Annotated in this window: 22 protein-coding genes; 15 read left to right on the top strand and 7 right to left on the bottom strand. The window is 41.8% G+C overall.

Translation table 11 applies throughout. The features are described from left to right. Positions 1-58: 58 nt before the first annotated feature. The 3 genes from Q4567_RS17375 to Q4567_RS17365 all read left to right on the top strand — a co-directional run bounded on the left by Q4567_RS17375 (position 59) and on the right by Q4567_RS17365 (position 3,103). Complete coding sequence (locus Q4567_RS17375) at positions 59-1,423, top strand: DegQ family serine endoprotease (protein WP_216049736.1); 1,365 nt, start codon at positions 59-61, stop codon at positions 1,421-1,423. A gap of 136 nt (positions 1,424-1,559) precedes the next feature. Further along, on the top strand, positions 1,560-2,606 hold the full coding sequence (locus tag Q4567_RS17370) for a trypsin-like peptidase domain-containing protein (RefSeq protein ID WP_303501252.1): 1,047 nt from the start codon (positions 1,560-1,562) through the stop codon (positions 2,604-2,606). Between the two features lie 41 nt (positions 2,607-2,647). Then, on the top strand, positions 2,648-3,103 hold the full coding sequence (locus tag Q4567_RS17365; RefSeq protein WP_216049735.1) for a hypothetical protein: 456 nt from the start codon (positions 2,648-2,650) through the stop codon (positions 3,101-3,103). A 5-nt stretch (positions 3,104-3,108) separates the two neighbouring features. Here the strand turns inward: Q4567_RS17365 and murA are convergent, their stop codons facing one another. From murA to Q4567_RS17330, 7 genes are read right to left on the bottom strand one after another with little or no spacing between them, the layout of a single operon-like run. Then, complete coding sequence (murA, locus tag Q4567_RS17360) at positions 3,109-4,368, bottom strand: UDP-N-acetylglucosamine 1-carboxyvinyltransferase (protein WP_216049734.1); 1,260 nt, start codon at positions 4,366-4,368, stop codon at positions 3,109-3,111. An 11-nt stretch (positions 4,369-4,379) separates the two neighbouring features. After that, on the bottom strand, positions 4,380-4,637 hold the full coding sequence (locus tag Q4567_RS17355; protein ID WP_216049733.1) for a BolA family protein: 258 nt from the start codon (positions 4,635-4,637) through the stop codon (positions 4,380-4,382). Between the two features lie 28 nt (positions 4,638-4,665). Further along, positions 4,666-4,989, bottom strand: coding sequence for a lipid asymmetry maintenance protein MlaB (locus tag Q4567_RS17350; RefSeq protein ID WP_303501243.1), 324 nt, complete (start codon positions 4,987-4,989; stop codon positions 4,666-4,668). After that, entirely contained in the window at positions 4,990-5,637 is a 648-nt protein-coding gene (locus Q4567_RS17345; protein WP_216049731.1) for an ABC transporter substrate-binding protein, read from the bottom strand. A gap of 25 nt (positions 5,638-5,662) precedes the next feature. Further along, positions 5,663-6,130, bottom strand: coding sequence for an outer membrane lipid asymmetry maintenance protein MlaD (gene mlaD, locus Q4567_RS17340; protein WP_216049730.1), 468 nt, complete (start codon positions 6,128-6,130; stop codon positions 5,663-5,665). Between the two features lie 10 nt (positions 6,131-6,140). Continuing rightward, positions 6,141-6,917, bottom strand: a complete 777-nt coding sequence (gene mlaE / locus Q4567_RS17335) for a lipid asymmetry maintenance ABC transporter permease subunit MlaE (protein ID WP_216049729.1) — start codon at positions 6,915-6,917, stop codon at positions 6,141-6,143. Next, entirely contained in the window at positions 6,917-7,714 is a 798-nt protein-coding gene (locus tag Q4567_RS17330) for an ATP-binding cassette domain-containing protein (protein ID WP_216049728.1), read from the bottom strand. Before Q4567_RS17330 ends, mlaE begins: the two co-directional genes overlap by 1 nt. A gap of 453 nt (positions 7,715-8,167) precedes the next feature. On the opposite strand from Q4567_RS17330, the gene Q4567_RS17325 reads away from it, so the two are divergent. The 12 genes from Q4567_RS17325 to mgtE all read left to right on the top strand — a co-directional run bounded on the left by Q4567_RS17325 (position 8,168) and on the right by mgtE (position 17,370). Continuing rightward, the gene (locus Q4567_RS17325; RefSeq protein ID WP_303501241.1) at positions 8,168-9,124 is read left to right on the top strand and encodes a calcium/sodium antiporter; all 957 of its coding nucleotides are present in this window, start codon (positions 8,168-8,170) and stop codon (positions 9,122-9,124) included. Between the two features lie 16 nt (positions 9,125-9,140). Further along, positions 9,141-10,109: a KpsF/GutQ family sugar-phosphate isomerase gene (locus tag Q4567_RS17320; protein WP_303501240.1), complete on the top strand. Its 969-nt coding sequence runs from the start codon at positions 9,141-9,143 to the stop codon at positions 10,107-10,109. Beyond that, a complete protein-coding gene (kdsC, locus tag Q4567_RS17315; protein ID WP_216049725.1) occupies positions 10,109-10,663 on the top strand; it encodes a 3-deoxy-manno-octulosonate-8-phosphatase KdsC in 555 nt (184 codons plus the stop codon). Before Q4567_RS17320 ends, kdsC begins: the two co-directional genes overlap by 1 nt. Then, complete coding sequence (lptC, locus tag Q4567_RS17310) at positions 10,660-11,220, top strand: LPS export ABC transporter periplasmic protein LptC (RefSeq protein ID WP_216049724.1); 561 nt, start codon at positions 10,660-10,662, stop codon at positions 11,218-11,220. The genes kdsC and lptC overlap by 4 nt, the downstream gene beginning before the upstream one ends. Then, entirely contained in the window at positions 11,207-11,764 is a 558-nt protein-coding gene (lptA, locus tag Q4567_RS17305; RefSeq protein ID WP_216049748.1) for a lipopolysaccharide transport periplasmic protein LptA, read from the top strand. Before lptC ends, lptA begins: the two co-directional genes overlap by 14 nt. Further along, on the top strand, positions 11,764-12,489 hold the full coding sequence (gene lptB, locus Q4567_RS17300) for an LPS export ABC transporter ATP-binding protein (RefSeq protein WP_216049723.1): 726 nt from the start codon (positions 11,764-11,766) through the stop codon (positions 12,487-12,489). Before lptA ends, lptB begins: the two co-directional genes overlap by 1 nt. Before the next feature lie 61 nt (positions 12,490-12,550). Further along, positions 12,551-14,029 (top strand): RNA polymerase factor sigma-54, encoded by a 1,479-nt coding sequence (locus Q4567_RS17295; protein WP_216049722.1) that lies wholly within the window; start codon positions 12,551-12,553, stop codon positions 14,027-14,029. 27 nt (positions 14,030-14,056) lie between these two features. Further along, positions 14,057-14,344 carry a ribosome hibernation promoting factor gene (hpf, locus tag Q4567_RS17290; protein ID WP_216049721.1) on the top strand — a complete coding sequence of 96 codons (288 nt, stop codon included), beginning with the start codon at positions 14,057-14,059 and terminating at the stop codon, positions 14,342-14,344. 18 nt (positions 14,345-14,362) lie between these two features. Then, positions 14,363-14,809 (top strand): PTS IIA-like nitrogen regulatory protein PtsN, encoded by a 447-nt coding sequence (ptsN, locus tag Q4567_RS17285; protein WP_216049720.1) that lies wholly within the window; start codon positions 14,363-14,365, stop codon positions 14,807-14,809. Next, positions 14,806-15,651, top strand: coding sequence for an RNase adapter RapZ (gene rapZ, locus Q4567_RS17280; RefSeq protein ID WP_216049719.1), 846 nt, complete (start codon positions 14,806-14,808; stop codon positions 15,649-15,651). Before ptsN ends, rapZ begins: the two co-directional genes overlap by 4 nt. Then, the gene (locus tag Q4567_RS17275) at positions 15,648-15,923 is read left to right on the top strand and encodes an HPr family phosphocarrier protein (RefSeq protein WP_216049718.1); all 276 of its coding nucleotides are present in this window, start codon (positions 15,648-15,650) and stop codon (positions 15,921-15,923) included. Before rapZ ends, Q4567_RS17275 begins: the two co-directional genes overlap by 4 nt. 88 nt (positions 15,924-16,011) lie before the next feature. Beyond that, complete coding sequence (gene mgtE / locus Q4567_RS17270) at positions 16,012-17,370, top strand: magnesium transporter (RefSeq protein WP_303501237.1); 1,359 nt, start codon at positions 16,012-16,014, stop codon at positions 17,368-17,370. Positions 17,371-17,416 lie beyond the last annotated feature (46 nt).

Genomic DNA, 17,416 nt, shown 5'->3' with positions numbered 1-17,416 from the left:
GTTTAGGTTAACTACATTAATTTGATTTTTAGTAGAATACTTTGGAGACAAATCTACGATGAAAAAAGTTGTTAATCGTTTCATACTTACCACCGCTATTGTTGTTGGAGCAGCGTCCATCGCTATGTCGGCCAACGCCGCGTTACCATTTTTTTCTTCCGACAAAAATGAAGTGCCGACCTTGGCTCCGATGCTAGAGGAAACCACTCCAGCTATCGTCAGTATCGCAGTAGAAGGCACGCAAGTTTCAAGGCAACGTGTGCCTGAAATGTTTCGTCATTTTTTTGGTGGTTCAGATGAACAAGTTCAAGAACGACCTTTTAAAGGATTAGGCTCTGGGGTCATCATTGATGCCAAAAAAGGCTACGTAGTGACTAATAATCATGTAGTCGACAACGCCAACGAAATTACTGTCAAACTAACAGATGGTAGAGAGTTAAAGGCCAAAAAACTCGGTGCTGATGAGCAAAGTGATATCGCCTTGCTTCAAATTGAAGCTGAAGATTTACAAGCCGTTCCATTGGCAAACTCTGATAAATTGCGAGTTGGCGATTTTGTTGTAGCCATTGGTAACCCTTTTGGTCTAAATCAAACAGTGACCTCAGGTATCGTCAGTGCATTAGGGCGTTCTGGTTTAAATATTGGTGGTTACGAGGACTTCATTCAAACTGATGCGGCCATTAACCGAGGTAATTCTGGTGGTGCATTAGTTAACCTTCGTGGTGAGTTAATTGGTATCAATACCGCTATTTTCGGACCAAACGGTGGCAACGTAGGTATCGGTTTTGCGATTCCCAGCAACATGATGAAAAGCCTAGTAGATCAAATTATTGAGTTTGGTGAGGTTCGTCGTGGCTTACTGGGTGTTATTGGTCAAGATGTAGATGCTGGATTGGCAGATGCGATGAACCTTGACGTCAATAAAGGTGCCTTCGTGAGTGAAGTTAGCCCAGATTCAGCAGCCGAAAAAGGTGGCATAGAATCAGGCGATATTATCACTCATATCAACGGTTTGGCGGTTAGCAGCTTCCAGGAATTACGCGCCAAAATAGGCACTATGGGTGCTGGTTCTGAAGTTGAATTAACGATTATGCGTAAAGGCAAATCTCGTAACATTGACGTCACTCTTGGTGATGCTACTGGCGCAGTGGTTGCTGCCCGAGAAATCCACCCGGCTTTGGAAGGAGCAACCTTAACTAATGGTAAAACCGTACGCGGTAACGATGGTGTGGTTATCTCCGAAATACAAAACCGCTCACCTGCAGCCAGTATTGGTTTGCAAGATGGCGATGTGATAGTCGGTGTTAATAGAGCCAGAGTAACTACAGTAGCTGACTTACGCAGACAAATGGACGAAGCACAGGGTGTAATAGCATTAAATGTTCAACGTGGTAAGACCTCGTTGTATTTAGTAATTCGATAGTTTATTAACCGTTTTAAGCATAACAGCCAACAAATCTGCGGCTGTTATGCTTTTATCCACCTTAGATACCTACCATCAATGATTATTCAGTGTTACTCTTAATAATCAGTCGTTTAACTTGATCTACCACGTGAAAATACCAGTCTGGCTCCAGTTTTTAACAAAATCCGTCGCTTTGGGATTAATTATCTCAGCGCTTATATTAGCATTAGTGCCAGAACTAAGACGTGGCAGTGGCTTGAGCTTTGATGTGTTTAATCGCAGCGAAGCAGAGCCTGAAAAACAAAGTTATTACGACGCAATAAGTCGCTCAGCCCCCGCAGTGGTTAATATATACAGCAGTAGTATTGATATTGTTCGACGTCGGCAAGTAAATCGCACTAGTCTAGGCTCAGGTGTGATAATGACCCAAAGCGGCTACATCCTCACCTGCTGGCATGTTATCCAAAATGCTGAAAGCACTATTGTAGGACTTCCAGACGGACGCCGTGTTACCGCTGAACTTGCGGGATATGATGAACTTACCGACCTAGCAGTGTTAAAAATTACAGCCGATAATTTACAAGTTATTCCGCAAATTGAAGATCCGCAAATTCGCGTCGGTGATGTGGTTTTAGCCATAGGTAACCCATTGAATATTGGCCAGACCATTACCCAAGGCATCATTAGTCGTTCGGGCCACACCATTACCCAAAATTTCAGAGAGTTTATTCAAACCGATGCGGTAATGCATGAAGGTAACTCTGGCGGCGCTTTGGTCGATAGCAACGGCGTTTTAATTGGTATTAATAACGCCAACTTCAAAACTTTGGATAGTCAACGCAGAGTGATTGATGTGAACGGCATCTTTTTCGCGGTACCTTACACATTGGCTCGTCGAGTCATGGATGAAATCATCGAAAATGGTAAGGCAACTCATGGACAACTTGGTTTTACTGGTGGTATCGATCCTAATCTAGCCGGCATAGTTGTTACCAACGTTGCCCCTGGAGGCCCTGCTGAATTGGCAGGTTTACAACAATACGATATCATTTTATCGATGAATCAAGTTGAGTTAGAAACATTGGATCAAACTTTCGACATGATTGCGAAAAGCCGCCCTGGTGAGCAATTAGATTTGTCGATATCTCGCAATGGTAAAGTTATCAATATTAAAGTGACGGTTGGCGAAGCTAGCACTTAACAGAAATTCAGTTATTGAAGTTAGTAAGGAAGTTTTAAACTATGGAAAATCCCTATAGCGCACCGAAAAGCGACATGGGCCAATCGTTATCCACTGACAGCACCTCAATCTTTTCACCGAATCAGATAACCTTAGGCGCTTTTATCGGTGGTCCTCTGGCCGCAGTATACTTTTTATATCAGAATTTTTCTGCTTTGAATCAGTTCGATAAAGCTCAACAAACCCTACGATGGGGGTTATCTTTGTGCTTGGTTTTTATCTGCTTATTGCCGATTATTCCTGAGAACTTCCCAAATACAGTTATTCCTATTGTCTATTGTATTGTTGCCCGTCAGATAGCTGAAAAACACCAGTGCAGTAAACAACAAATAATCGAAAGTGATTTGTTTAGATTTCAATCCAATTGGCGAGTTTTGGTTATTACTGTTACTGCACTAATACTGTTAATGGTATTGGTCATACCGGTGATTTTCGCGTTTGAAATGTTCAGCGCCTAACGTGGTTAACTGATACGTTGTATGTTGGCGCCCAATTTGGTCAATTTAGTCTCGATATGCTCGTAACCACGATCTAAATGATAAATTCGATCGACTATGGTTTCGCCTTTAGCGACTAAGCCGGCAATAATCAAGCTGGCAGAAGCCCGCAAATCAGTTGCCATTACTTGTGCCCCAGTAAGCTGCTCTACTCCTTCACAAACCGCGTTATTGGTTTCTAGGGATATTTTAGCGCCCATCCGCTGTAACTCTGGTACATGCATGAATCGGTTTTCAAATATAGTTTCAGTCACTACACCAGTACCGTCGGCCACACAATTTAACGCCATAAATTGCGCTTGCATATCCGTTGGAAATCCAGGATGAGGAGCGGTTTTAATATTGACACTTTTAGGGCGTTTACCATGCATATTCAATGACACCCAGTCTTCACCAGTTTCAATATCAGCTCCGGCCTGAGTTAATTTAGTCAGCACAGCATCTAGGGTATGTGGTGCAGCATTCGTACAGCGGATATTTCCCCCTGTTACTGCCGCAGCAACTAAAAAGGTCCCAGTCTCTATTCGGTCTGGTAAAACCCGATAGTGACAGCCTTGAAGACGTTTAACGCCGACAATTTTAATACTGTCGGTACCCGCTCCTGTGATTTTCGCTCCCATGCGATTTAAACAATTGGCTAAATCTACAATCTCAGGTTCTCGTGCGGCATTTTCCAACACGGTTTGACCATCAGCCAATGTCGCCGCCATCATCAAATTTTCAGTCGCGCCAACGCTGACAATATCCATGAAGATATGCGCTCCTTTGAGACGCCCATCGACTTCAGCACGCACATATCCCGCATCGACGCTGATCTTAGCGCCCATCTGTTTTAAGCCTTCAAGATGCAAATTCACAGGACGAGCACCTATGGCGCAACCTCCAGGTAAAGATACATTGGCTTTACCATACTTGGCTAACAAAGGGCCAAGCACAAGAATTGATGCGCGCATGGTTTTTACCAACTCATAAGAGGCGGTCATATTGTTAATCTTACTCGGGTCCAATTCTAACTCTTGGTTATCATGACGTTGCGCTTTTACGCCCAAACCACCCAGCAATTTGATGCTAGTGTTGATGTCCCTAAGGTGCGGAACATTGTCAAAAAAACAAGAAGAGTCCGCCAAAATACACGACATTAATATTGGTAGCGCGGCGTTTTTCGCACCGGATATCACCACATCCCCATGCAACGCAGGGCTGGTATTTATACTAAGTTTATCCATGATGCGCGAAGTTATTGGGGCACATTGAACATACGTTCACGTTGCCATTGCTTTTCGGAAAAGGTTTTTATGGAAATAGCGTGCATAGTGCCATCGGCAATTTGCTCTTTTAACGGGCCATAAATAAATTGCTGCTTTTTAACTCGACTCATGCTTTCAAATTTATCGCTTACAGCAATAATTTGAAAATGGGAGCCTTCACTAGTTACATGAACTTCGGCTAATTCCAACTGCTCTTTTAGCAGATCTGCTATTTGTTGATTATCCATTTGTACTCTTTCGATTGATAAATTTCGGCTATTGTATCGACAAAATAGTGCTAACGTTGCTTAAATTGGCAAGTTTTATTAATCCTTCAGGCAAGTTAAGCAATTCTAGAGGCACATTTTCCGATTTACAGTTTTTCGATAGCCGCATAACCCAGGCCAATCCAGCTGTATCAACCTGATTCACTCCGGCAAAATCGACCTGTAGTGTTGATGCGTTTGTCTTACAGGTTTGAATGTCACTTTGTTGTTGCGGCCAACACTTCATTACCGTATCGCGATTTAAATCACCTTTTAAATAAAAGGCGCCGCTATTACTTGTTGTAACTTCAATCGCGTTTGATTGCTCAGCCACTTAAGCCTCTTTCTTTTCAAGCGAAATAGGTTGTTCTATTTTCTCACGCATTAACTCAATGACTTTGTCGATGCCTTGTTGACGTAAAATGCTTTCGAATTCACTTTGTTTCGAAGACAACATACTGATTCCCTCAGCAACCATATCGTAAGCTTTCCATTCGTTGGTTTTTCTGTCTTTTCTAACTTTAAACGCAATCTTAATGTCTGGACGTTTTCCGTCTTTTACTATGGCTCGAACTGTCACGCTGCGCTCATCTTCAAAATCAGACTCAGGCTCGAACTCTACAGTTTGGTCGTCGTAATAGCCCATAGCCACTGCATAAGTGGTGACCAGGTATTCTCTAAAAACAGCAACGAATTCTTGTAGTTGCGCCTTTTCAGCTTTAGTAACGTATTTACCTAAAACCTTGAACGCAGAAAACTTATAGTCAACATGGGGTAACAATTCTTCTTTCATGATCACCCGCAATACTTCCGGATCTTCAGAAATTTTTTGCTTTTCACGTTTGATGCGGTCAAAAGTCTGAGACGCAACATCTTTTACCATGCTGTATGGGTTAGTCTCATCAATGGTTTGCCCGTGAGCATTTAAACCAATCGTCAACAATGCGATTGACGCTATCTTTATTAAAAACCTGTTTCTCATAATTTTTCCCAACGAGATTGGCAGCTTAGTCACTGCCTTTACTAAATAAAAATTGACCTATTAGATCTTCTAAAACGAGCGCTGATTTAGTGTCGGCAATATAGTCACCATCAGCTAGATTTTCGATATCATCGATAGTGAACCCCGGTTGAAATCCCACATACTGCTCGCCCAATAAACCAGAGGTTAAAATCGATGCTGAACTGGTTTCTGGAAATTGGTTATAGGTAGTAGAAATACTCAAGGTAACTACGGGTGTAAAGTCTTTTGGATCCAATTTAATTTTCTCGACTCGACCAATCACAACGCCGCCCACTTTTACCGAAGAACGCTCTTTTAAACCACCAATGTTGTCAAACTTGGCATACAGGGTATAAGTATCTCCCTGCCCCACAGAACCTCGACTGGCTACGTTTAGTGCTAACATTAGTGAGGCTGCAATCGCCATTGCAACAAACAATCCAACTAATACTTCAACTTTCCTTGATGTCATGCTCAATTCCTCACTCTATTCCAAACATAATTGCGGTTAAAACGAAATCTAATCCAAGTACAGCCAATGATGAATACACTACGGTTTGTGTTGTCGCTGCACTTATTCCTTCCGAAGTAGGCACTGAGTCGTATCCTTTGAAGATAGCGATCCAGGTGATCACAAACGCAAAGAAAACACTTTTAATGACACCATTCATCACGTCTTCGTTCCATTCAACGGTAGACTGCATGATTGACCAGTAACTTCCCACGTCAACACCAAGCCATTCAACACCAACTAAGTGTCCACCTAAAATACCTACCGCACTAAAAATCATAGTCAACATCGGCATTGATATTAAACCAGCCCAGAGCCTAGGAGCGACTACTCGACGTAGCGGATCAACGGCCATCATTTCTAAACTACTCAGTTGTTCTGTGGCTTTCATCAAACCGATTTCAGCGGTTAACGCCGAACCAGCGCGGCCAGCAAACAGCAATGCTGTAACAACAGGTCCTAGCTCTCGTAAAATAGACAAGGCAACCATAGGGCCTAAGCTACCTTCAGCACCATAATCAACTAAAATAGTATAGCCTTGCAGCGCCATAACCATGCCAATAAACAAACCAGAAACGATAATAATGGAAAGTGACTGCACACCAACCACGTAAACTTGTTTTATCGTCAATGAGATATTTTTAATTTGAGGGGCAGCTAACACTGCTCCCATAAGCATACCGGTCGCTCGCCCAATGGCTGCAAATCGATCAAGTGTTGATTGTCCAAGTTTTGCTAACCAATCCACTAACTCACTCCTAAAAATTCTTGCTCCAGCGATTTCGCTGGATAGTGGAATGGCACAGGTCCATCTGCTTCACCACGTAAAAATTGTTGCACTAACGCTGAGTCGCTTTGCTTAATTTCCTCAGGAGTCCCTGAGCCAATAATTTTCTTTTCGGCCAGAATGTAAACATGATCGGCGATACTCATCACTTCTTTTACATCGTGGGTTACCACCACACTGGTCAAATTCAACGCGTTATTTAATTCTTTAATCAGTTTAACCAGTACACCCATAGATATCGGATCTTGTCCGGCAAAGGGTTCATCGTACAAAATCAACTCAGGATCTAATGCAATAGCCCGAGCAAGCGCTGCTCGACGCGCCATTCCGCCAGATAATTCACTGGGCATTAAATTGACTGCACCGCGTAGCCCTACCGCTTGAAGTTTTAATAAAACAATGGTTTTAATTAAATCCTCAGACAAGTTACTGTGTTCACGCAAAGGATATGCAATGTTGTCGAAAACACTGATATCTGTAAATAAAGCACCACTTTGGAACAACATACTCATCTGACGGCGAACATGAAATAATCGTTTACGGCTCATTCCTGGAATGGATTCACCACGAAATTGAATATCACCACTGTTGGGGCGCAACTGCCCACCAATCAGTTTTAAAAGCGTTGTTTTACCGATCCCACTAGGACCCATTATTGCCGTGGTTTTCCCTTCTGGTATGTGTAACGAAATATTGTCGTAAATTACACGGTTACCACGTTTAAAGGTCAAACTATCTATTTCTATTAAATTTTTCACCGAAACTCCGAGTGGCCTGGATGAGTAGACACGACAAATACCTAAAATGTTTCAACCGATGCGACGATTTGAGGCCATTTTATCGTTTTTCAAGGTTAATAAACAATTATTCCACTCAAAATGACCAAAATTAATCACGCTATTTAAATGAATGATAACAGTATAGATTATGGGGCGTTATTGACTAACTGCTTCGATTTGTAACAAAGCGTAACGCAAAACGAATTGTATCTGTTGTTGTGGCTATAATATTTTAGATAACACCTATTCAGCCTTGATATAAATTGATAGGTCACAATATCTTGATCAAAGATTGTAAATACAAAGTAAAGGTCCGTTTAGATAAGTAAAATTATGGCTTATCTGAGACGATAAATTATTATTGTAAAGTCATTAGGAATTACATATGTATTTTGCGATAATCATATCATTGTTTTTTAAAGAAATAGTCAAGTGATATTAGAAATCCTTATTTTTATAGCCGGTCTAGCTGTTCTTAGCTGGAGCGCCGACAAATTTGTTTATGGTGCCTCAGCACTCGCCACCAACATTGGCGTTTCGCCCATGGTTATTGGATTAACAATAGTTGCCATGGGCTCATCTGCGCCTGAAATAGTTGTCTCAGCGACAGCATCTTTAAATAATAACCCTGATACCGCTGTCGGAAATGCCATTGGTTCTAATATTACTAATATTGCCTTGGTACTGGGTATAACCGCGATATTAAAGCCATTGATGGTTTCAAGTAGTACGATTAAGCGCGAACTTCCTGTTCTGTTATCTGTGACTTTGTTGGCCGTTTACTTTTTAGCAGATGGTCATTTAAGCTTTATTGAAGGTTTAGTGTTAATCGCTTTATTTGTGTTTACGATTGGGGGGTTAACCTGGATATCTCTAAGTGCTGAAAAAAATGATCCATTGCACACAGAAACCGCCGATGAAATTCCCCGCGATGTACCGCCATCAAAAGCTATTTTTTGGGTTGTTTTAGGGCTTATCTTCCTCCCCTTGAGCGCGCACTTCATGGTTGACTCTGCTGTTCATATCGCAAGATACTTGGGAATGAGTGAATTACTTATTGGGTTAACCATTATAGCGCTCGGTACTAGTTTACCGGAATTGGCAGCCTGTATAGCCGGAGTATTGAAAGGCGAAGACGATCTCGTATTAGGCAATATCATTGGTTCAAACATTTTCAATATTCTTGCCGTATTGGCTATGCCTGGACTTATATCCCCAGGAATAATAGACGAAAATGTCGCCAATCGAGATATGTACGCCATGTTATTCGTGACCGTCTTACTTATTTTATTTAGTTTTAATATCCGAGGCACAAGGCAAATAAACCGTTGGGAAGGTGTAGCCTTCGTCGTTTGTTATCTAGCCTATTGCGCATTCTTGTTTATGTAAATAAAGGGAATTAACTATGTCTTCAGATTATATCGCATCGGCACTTAAGGTTTTGGAAATAGAGTCTAAAGCGATTCTACAGTTGCGAGAATATATTGATGAAAGTTTTGAAAGAAGTTGTCAAATCATTCAAAACTGTAAAGGAAAAGTGGTTGTTTGTGGCATGGGGAAATCAGGTCATATAGGCCATAAAATTGCCGCCACGCTAGCCAGCACTGGCACCCCCGCCTTTTTCATGCATCCTGGAGAAGCTAACCATGGTGATTTAGGGATGATAACCAACCAGGATGTATTGTTGGCTATTTCTAACTCTGGTGAAACGGCGGAGTTACTGAATTTAATCCCCGTGGTTAAACGAATGGAAGTCCCCATCATTTCAATGACAAACAGTACTACCAGCTCGTTAGGTAAACACTCTGATGAAGTACTGTGTATTAAGGTAGAACAAGAAGCCTGTTCGTTAGGGTTAGCACCAACCGCCAGTACGACTGCAACTTTGGCAATGGGTGATGCATTAGCTATAGCATTATTAAACGCCAGTGGGTTTACCTCCGCCGATTTTGCGCTGTCTCATCCAGGTGGAAGCTTAGGTCGTAGGCTGTTATTAACAATTGCAGATATCATGCATACAGGTGATGAGTTACCCTTAGTGAAATTAGATCAAACCGTGCGCAATGCTTTGTTCGAAATTTCTCGAAAAGGGCTAGGAATGACAGGAATAATAGACGAAACTGGCAAGTTGGTTGGGATTTTTACAGATGGTGACTTGCGCCGCATCCTTGACGATAGGATTGATATACACTCAACCCCAGTTTCTGAGGTAATGACAGCTAACAGCAAAACGGGTCGACCGGAAATGTTAGCAGTTGAAGGACTTAATTTGATGGAGAAATACAGTATCAATTCAATGTTTGCAGTAGATCATGAAAATAAGCCAGTTGGCGCATTAAATATGCATATGTTACTAAAAGCCGGAGTTGTTTAGTGTCAATTATTGAAACCCTTTATGGTCCAGTTAATAACCATTTCATTAATAAGCTTAGTAAAATTAAATTACTGGTGTGTGACGTAGATGGCATCTTCTCTGATGGCAGCATTTTTATGGGAAACAATGGTGAAGAACTTAAAGCGTTTCATACACTTGATGGCTATGGCGTAAAGTCAATGTTGGAAATTGGCATTGATGTGGCAATAGTCACTGGTCGCCAGTCCGCCATTGTGGAAAATAGAATGTCAGCCCTAGGCGTGTCTCTGATCATTCAAGGTGTCGAAGACAAAAAGACCGCAGTACATAAACTCAAAACGGGATTAAACCTGAAAAAAGAGAATATCGCGTCAATGGGTGATGATATGCCTGATGTAGGTATGTTTGAACAAAGCAGTGTGTCGATCAGTGTTCCTAATGGCCACCCATATGTGAAATCAGTGGCAGAATATGTCACTAAAACAACTGGTGGTGCTGGCGCAGTGAGAGAAATCTGTGATCTAATTTTGTTTGCCAACAACAAATTAAATCGTATTTACGGTAGTAGTGTATGAATCGTATCACCCTAAGCATTGGCATCTTGTTTGTGCTAGTCTTGATGGTATATGTGCCAGGGTGGATGGGTTCAGATCCAGAACAGACAGATTCTAGTAATGAAGATTCCTGGCAGCCTAATTATCAGGCGAGAAATATGCGCAGCACTCTTTACAATGAAAACGGCGAAGTGAATCATCAGGTATTCGCGCTTAAAATGGAACATTATCAAATCCTAGGCTTCACTTTATTCAGCCAACCTAAATACACCATCTATGTTTCCGATGAGCAAACGCCTTGGCATGTAGAAGCTGAGGAAGGCACGCTGTATGAAGATAATCGAATTCAATTAGAAACTGATGTAGAGATTAGAAGCCTCGATGAATCGGGATTTGTGCAAACAATCAGAACCCAGTTTTTAGAAATTAATTTAGTCGATAAAACAATGATGTCTGACGAACCGGTTGAGATAAACGGGAAAGATTTCATTGTTAAAAGTAACGGTTTTGTAGCAAATTTAACTACACAGGAATATGAACTTAAAAATCATGTGCAAACTCAATATGCGCCGCGTTAGCGCTTTATTTATTAGCTTAATGTTCAGCGCCGCTATTATTGCCGGTGAGAACGATTTTAGCTTGCCAATCAAAGTTGACTCAAAGTCGAATTTTTTTGATGGCAAAACCAAAACGTCGATATTTAGAAAAGACGTCAAAATCACCCAAGGTAGCCTTGAAATTTTGGCTGACGAAGTCGAGGTTATTGCGGGTTTAGGGGAAGGTAAAGAAGTTTTTATTGCCCGAGGTAAACCAGCAAAATACAGCCAAACCCTCGATGATGGCAGTAATATTAGCGCCGCGGCCAATGAAATTAAATATGAAGTATCGAATCGTACTCTGACACTCAATGGTGCAGCCGAATTAAATCAGGATAGTAGCCTTGTTAAAGGTGAATCGATTCAATTTAATATGGAATTAGAGCAATTGATAGCAGAAAGTGACGGCAACGCAGAAGGCGGTGTCACTGCCATTTTCCAACCCGAAAGCATTCGCAATCGGCAAACTGACGACACTAAAAAAACTGAAGAAGAGCAAGACAAGTTGCAGGATGAAAAACCTTAATGGCAACGTTAAAAGCGACCAATTTAGCGAAGTCTTATAAATCTCGGCAAGTGGTGCGAGATGTAAGCATTGAAGTTTCTACTGGACAGATTGTTGGCCTGTTAGGTCCCAATGGTGCTGGTAAAACGACCACCTTCTATATGATTGTTGGGTTAGTGCCACTCGATAAAGGCGAGATTTATATTGATCAGACCGAGTTAACCTTACAACCCATGCACATCCGTGCACGAAAAGGAATTGGTTATCTTCCTCAAGAATCATCTATATTTCGTAAGTTAACCGTTTACCAAAATATCATGGCAATTTTGCAAACCCGAAAAGAATTAAGTTCTGATCAGCGAGAAGAGCAAGCGGATGCATTATTGGATGAATTCAATATTAACCATATTCGTAACAGCCTTGGCATGAGTTTATCAGGCGGGGAGCGCAGAAGAGTCGAGATCGCTCGTGCATTAGCGGCCGCCCCTGAGTTTATTCTATTGGATGAACCCTTTGCTGGTGTTGACCCGATTTCAGTAAACGATATAAAAAAAATAATTCAACACCTACGCGATAGAGGTATTGGTGTATTAATAACTGATCATAATGTGCGTGAAACGCTAGACGTGTGTGAAAAAGCGTATATTGTGAGTCATGGTGAATTGATAGCTTCTGGAACCGCAGAAGAAGTTTTAAATAATCAACAAGTCAGAGATGTATACCTTGGCGAGCAATTCAAGCTATAGTAGAGGTATGTTGTTTTTAACCAAAGCTTTGTGGCTAAACAAGTAAGAATAAAAAAACTAAATGAAACCCTCGTTACAATTAAAATTCAGCCAGCAACTAACAATGACGCCTCAATTGCAACAGGCTATACGTCTATTGCAATTATCAACGCTGGATTTACAACAGGAAATACAGGAAGCGTTAGAATCGAATCCACTTTTAGAAGTAGAAGACGGTTCAGATATCCCTACTGGGGATTCCGCTTTAGCAGACAGTAATGACAAGTTCTCAGAGGAGACGGTATCCGCAAGTTCTGATTCCATGGATACAAACGAGGCATTAGAAAAAGCAGATATCCCAGACGAATTACCCATAGATAGCACATGGGACGAATATATCAGTGCCTCCTCAGCCCCCGCCTCAATAAGCGGTGGTAGTGGCGGCGATGACGACCAAATTTTCCAAGGTGAAACAACCGAAAATATTCAAGATCACCTATTGTGGCAGATGCGCTTAACGCCTTTTTCTGAAGTTGATACTGCCATAGCAATCGCAATTATCGACTCTATTGATGAGTCTGGTTACCTCACTATCAGCACCGAAGATGTTCTTGCTAGTCTCGACCATGAAGAGGTTGAACTTGATGAGGTGGAATGCGTTTTAAAACGTATTCAAATGTTCGACCCTATTGGTTCAGGCTCAAGAAATCCGCAAGAATGTTTAATGGTACAAATGAATCAATTTGCACCTGACACCCCTTGGTTAAATGAAGCTAAGTTATTGATCAGCGAATATGCTGACTTATTAGGCAGTAAAGATTACCGAACTTTAATGCGTAAAACTCGTCTAAAAGAAGACGAATTACGAGAAGCTATGCGGTTATTGCAAACACTCAATCCACGCCCTGGTAGTTCATTGTTAATCGGTGAATCTGAATACGTCATTCCAGATGTTTCAGTGATGAAGAAAAATGGTCGTTGGCAAGTTGAGCTAAATCCCGATAGTTTGCCTAAGCTGAATGTAAATCAGCAATATGCGGCAATGAGCCGGAACGCTAAAAACACCAGTGATAGTCAATTTATTCGGTCGCATATGCAAGAAGCCAAGTGGTTTATAAAAAGTCTAGAGAGTCGTAATGACACTTTACTCAAAGTCGCAAACTGCATTGTTCAGCAGCAGGTTGGTTTTTTTGAGCATGGACCTGAAATGATGAAACCAATGGTGTTAAATGATGTCGCAGAAATGGTAGATATGCATGAATCAACTATTTCCCGTGTTACCACACAGAAATATATGCATACGCCTAGAGGAATTTATGAACTTAAATACTTTTTCTCCAGCCATGTAGCAACTGATTCTGGAGGAGAGTGCTCCTCAACGGCAATTCGCGCATTAATTAAAAAACTCGTCGCAGCAGAGCTTCCTACCAAGCCTCTTAGCGACAGTAAGATTGCTGATCTACTGGCAGACCAAGGTATTCAGGTCGCCCGTAGGACAATAGCAAAATACCGGGAGTCTTTATCGATCCCACCGTCTAACCAACGCAAGAGCCTGCTGTAGGCTCAACAACAGAAGGAATACGCTAATATGCAAATTAACCTTACTGGCCATCATGTAGAAATTACAGATTCTTTGCGAGATTATGTAGACAATAAATTTACAAAGCTAGAAAGGCATTTTGATCATATCAACAATGTCCATGTCATTCTTAATGTCGAGAAGCTTAATCAAAAAGCTGAAGCGACAGTTCATCTTAGCGGAGGTGAAGTATTTGCAACCTCAGAGCACAACGATATGTACGCAGCAATTGACGGATTGATAGATAAGCTTGATCGACAGGTAATCAAGCACAAGGAAAAAATTAAGCGTCATTAACATATATTAGATTAATTAATGGAAATTAAAGACATCCTTTCCCCTGACTGCACAAGTTGTGCAGTCCAGGGGACAAGTAAAAAACGAATTCTTGAAACTATCAGCCTGATAGCGGCAGAAAAAATCGATGACATTGATCAGACAACGATTTTAAATAGTCTGGTTAGCCGCGAAAAGATGGGCAGCACAGGAATCGGGAATGGTATTGCATTGCCACACGGTAGACTTTCGGGTTTAAAGGATGTGGTCGCAGTTCTAATCACCAGTGATCCTTCTATCAACTTTGACGCTGTGGATAATTGTCCTGTGGACATATTTTTCGCAATTTTAGTACCTGAAGATAAAGCCGCCGGACACCTGCAAACCTTAGCAACCATCGCGACAAAATTAAGTGATAAGGAAATTCTGAAACGTATTCGTCGTGCAGAAGATAATGCTCAGTTATACGAGGCAATCGTTGCATGAAACTGATAATTATTAGTGGCCGCTCTGGTTCAGGAAAGTCTATTGCACTGAGGTCTTTAGAAGACTTAGGTTACTATTGTGTCGACAATATCCCAGTTAACCTATTACCGACTCTAACCCATACGGTTATGGATGAATATGACCAAGTGGCCGTGAGTATCGATGTTAGAAACCTTCCCAAGGTACCTGGTGAATTAGTCGAAATTCTTGATTATTTGCCTGCCACTTGGGACATGACCATAGTCTATTTAGATGCCAGTGATGACATGCTGATAAAACGCTTCAGCGAAACTCGTCGACTGCATCCGTTATCTCGTCAAAACAAATCTCTTTCGGATGCGATTCAGGCAGAGGGTCAACTGTTAGCCCCTATTGCGGAACGCGCCGACTTATATCTAGATACAGACAAACTTTCGGTGCATCAATTAGCTGAATTGGTTCGAGAGCGAATTCTAGGCAAGAAAAGCTCTAGGCTAGTTTTGGTATTTGAATCCTTCGGTTTTAAATACGGCATTCCTAAAGACGCCGATTATGTATTCGATGCGCGATTTTTACCTAACCCACATTGGGAGCCAGACTTAAAGCACCTCAGTGGATTAGACTCTCCGGTCGAGATATTTTTAGGCTCACAGCCAATAGTGACGAAATTTATCTGGCAAATTCAAAATCTCATTTCAACTTGGCTTCCTCATCTAGAAAGAAACAATCGTAGTTACGTGACAGTAGCAATCGGTTGTACTGGAGGCCAACATCGCTCAGTTTATGTGGCTGAGTCACTCGCTAAAACATTTTCAGCGTCTCACCCAGATGTTCAAATAAGGCACCGAGAGTTAAATCGATGAATCGATTTGAAAAGCAAATAGTCATCGTTAACAAACTTGGATTACACGCAAGAGCGGCTACTGAATTAGTCAAAGTAGCCAATCAATTTGATGCCGTTGTTACCCTAGTTCAAGGGGAGAAATCGGCTTCCGCAAATAGTGTATTGGGCTTGATGATGTTAGAAAGCTCCCAAGGCAAAGAAGTTAACGTCATTAGCGAAGGAGTCGATGCTGAACACGCCCTTGCCGCGATTGAAAAACTCATAGTTGAGAAATTTCACGAAAACGAATAGTTAAGCAATGTGCAAATAATTGCTGACCTGCTGCCCTTAGTCCTCTAGACTATTAGTATTAGTAGTTTTTTCATTGAGCTGCATATTCATGGCAGAAGCATTAGAGGTTAAACACGCCCAACGACAACTGAAGGCTATCAATCAAGCCTTGGCCAGTGGTCGCTTTATGCATGTCCGCAAAACAATTCACGACATGCCAGCTTGCGACATCGCCCTTCTTCTAGAGTCTTCCCCAAGCAAATCAAGAACTGAACTGTGGGAAATGTTGGACTCCGATTTTTATGGCGATGTATTAGAAGAACTGTCCGAAGATGTACGTAATGGCATCATCGGACAAATGCTTCCAGACAAAGTTGTTGATGCCCTAGAAGACATGGAGATTGATAACTTAGCGGAAACGTTAAGCAGTTTACCGCAATCGGTCTCAAAAGACGTGCTGAAATCGATGGATGAGCAAGACCGTCAGCGCGCAGAAAAAGCCCTTTCTTATGGTGAGGATACCGCCGGGTTCATTATGAATACCGACACCATAACCCTACGCAGCGATGTAAACATTGATGTCATTCTGCGTTACTTGCGACTCAAAGGTGAAATTCCAGAAAGCACTGACACATTTTATGTTGTGAGTCGAAATGACACCTTAATTGGAACTGTACCAGTCACTAAGCTTCTAACGGCTCTGCCAGACTCCAGTATTGAAGATATTATGGATGAGGAAGCTGAAGCCATCCCCGTTGATATGCCAGAAACAGAAGTGGCAAAATTATTCGAACGCTATAACTGGCTGTCAGCACCGGTAGTCGATTCTAGCCGACAACTATTGGGTCGTATCACCATAGATGATGTAGTGGATATTATTCGCGAAGACGCCGAACACTCTATGATGAGTATGGCCGGTTTGGATGATGAAGAAGATACCTTCGCCCCGGTATTGCAAAGTACGCAGCGGCGTTCAGTATGGTTGGCCGTAAATCTAGTAACGGCACTTCTTGCCGCAGCCGTAAGTGATCTTTTTGAAGCAACACTAAGCCAAATGGCAGTGTTAGCTATTCTCAATACAATTGTCCCAAGTATGGGCGGAGTAGCAGGCAATCAAACACTAACCTTGGTTATTCGTGGTATGGCGCTAGGCCACGTAAGTGCTGATAACTCAAGATGGTTGGTGAGCAAAGAATTAGCCATTGGATTTTTTAATGGTGCGATTTGGGCGGTGTTAATTGCATCGGTCATTGCCATTTGGAAACAAGATTGGATGTTAGGAGGAGTCATTGCCTTTGCCATGATGATCAATATGGTTGCCGCTGGTTTAGCCGGAGCAACCTTACCATTGGTAATGAAAAAGTTGAAAATAGATCCTGCCCTAGCAGGAAGTGTAATTTTAACCACCATTACTGACGTCGTAGGTATTTTTGCCTTTTTAGGTACAGCCACTTTGTTGCTTGTTTAGTTTTAGGAAATAAAACGATTAAATCGATTGCACAGCTCGTCGTATA

This window comes from Aliiglaciecola sp. 2_MG-2023 (assembly GCF_030548145.1).
Taxonomy (GTDB): domain Bacteria; phylum Pseudomonadota; class Gammaproteobacteria; order Enterobacterales; family Alteromonadaceae; genus Aliiglaciecola; species Aliiglaciecola lipolytica_A.
The sequence above is the reverse complement of the archived record's forward strand: the minus strand, read 5'-3'. Positions and strand labels throughout refer to the sequence as shown.

Coding starts and splice junctions, on each gene's coding strand:
- Q4567_RS17375 (WP_216049736.1), top strand. CDS start 59: ATGAAAAAAGTTGTTAATCGTTTCATACTTACCACCGCTATTGTTGTT.
- Q4567_RS17365 (WP_216049735.1), top strand. CDS start 2,648: ATGGAAAATCCCTATAGCGCACCGAAAAGCGACATGGGCCAATCGTTA.
- murA (WP_216049734.1), bottom strand. CDS start 4,368: ATGGATAAACTTAGTATAAATACCAGCCCTGCGTTGCATGGGGATGTG.
- Q4567_RS17355 (WP_216049733.1), bottom strand. CDS start 4,637: ATGGATAATCAACAAATAGCAGATCTGCTAAAAGAGCAGTTGGAATTA.
- Q4567_RS17345 (WP_216049731.1), bottom strand. CDS start 5,637: ATGAGAAACAGGTTTTTAATAAAGATAGCGTCAATCGCATTGTTGACG.
- mlaD (WP_216049730.1), bottom strand. CDS start 6,130: ATGACATCAAGGAAAGTTGAAGTATTAGTTGGATTGTTTGTTGCAATG.
- Q4567_RS17320 (WP_303501240.1), top strand. CDS start 9,141: ATGTCTTCAGATTATATCGCATCGGCACTTAAGGTTTTGGAAATAGAG.
- lptC (WP_216049724.1), top strand. CDS start 10,660: ATGAATCGTATCACCCTAAGCATTGGCATCTTGTTTGTGCTAGTCTTG.
- lptA (WP_216049748.1), top strand. CDS start 11,207: ATGCGCCGCGTTAGCGCTTTATTTATTAGCTTAATGTTCAGCGCCGCT.
- lptB (WP_216049723.1), top strand. CDS start 11,764: ATGGCAACGTTAAAAGCGACCAATTTAGCGAAGTCTTATAAATCTCGG.
- Q4567_RS17295 (WP_216049722.1), top strand. CDS start 12,551: ATGAAACCCTCGTTACAATTAAAATTCAGCCAGCAACTAACAATGACG.
- hpf (WP_216049721.1), top strand. CDS start 14,057: ATGCAAATTAACCTTACTGGCCATCATGTAGAAATTACAGATTCTTTG.
- ptsN (WP_216049720.1), top strand. CDS start 14,363: ATGGAAATTAAAGACATCCTTTCCCCTGACTGCACAAGTTGTGCAGTC.
- rapZ (WP_216049719.1), top strand. CDS start 14,806: ATGAAACTGATAATTATTAGTGGCCGCTCTGGTTCAGGAAAGTCTATT.
- Q4567_RS17275 (WP_216049718.1), top strand. CDS start 15,648: ATGAATCGATTTGAAAAGCAAATAGTCATCGTTAACAAACTTGGATTA.
- mgtE (WP_303501237.1), top strand. CDS start 16,012: ATGGCAGAAGCATTAGAGGTTAAACACGCCCAACGACAACTGAAGGCT.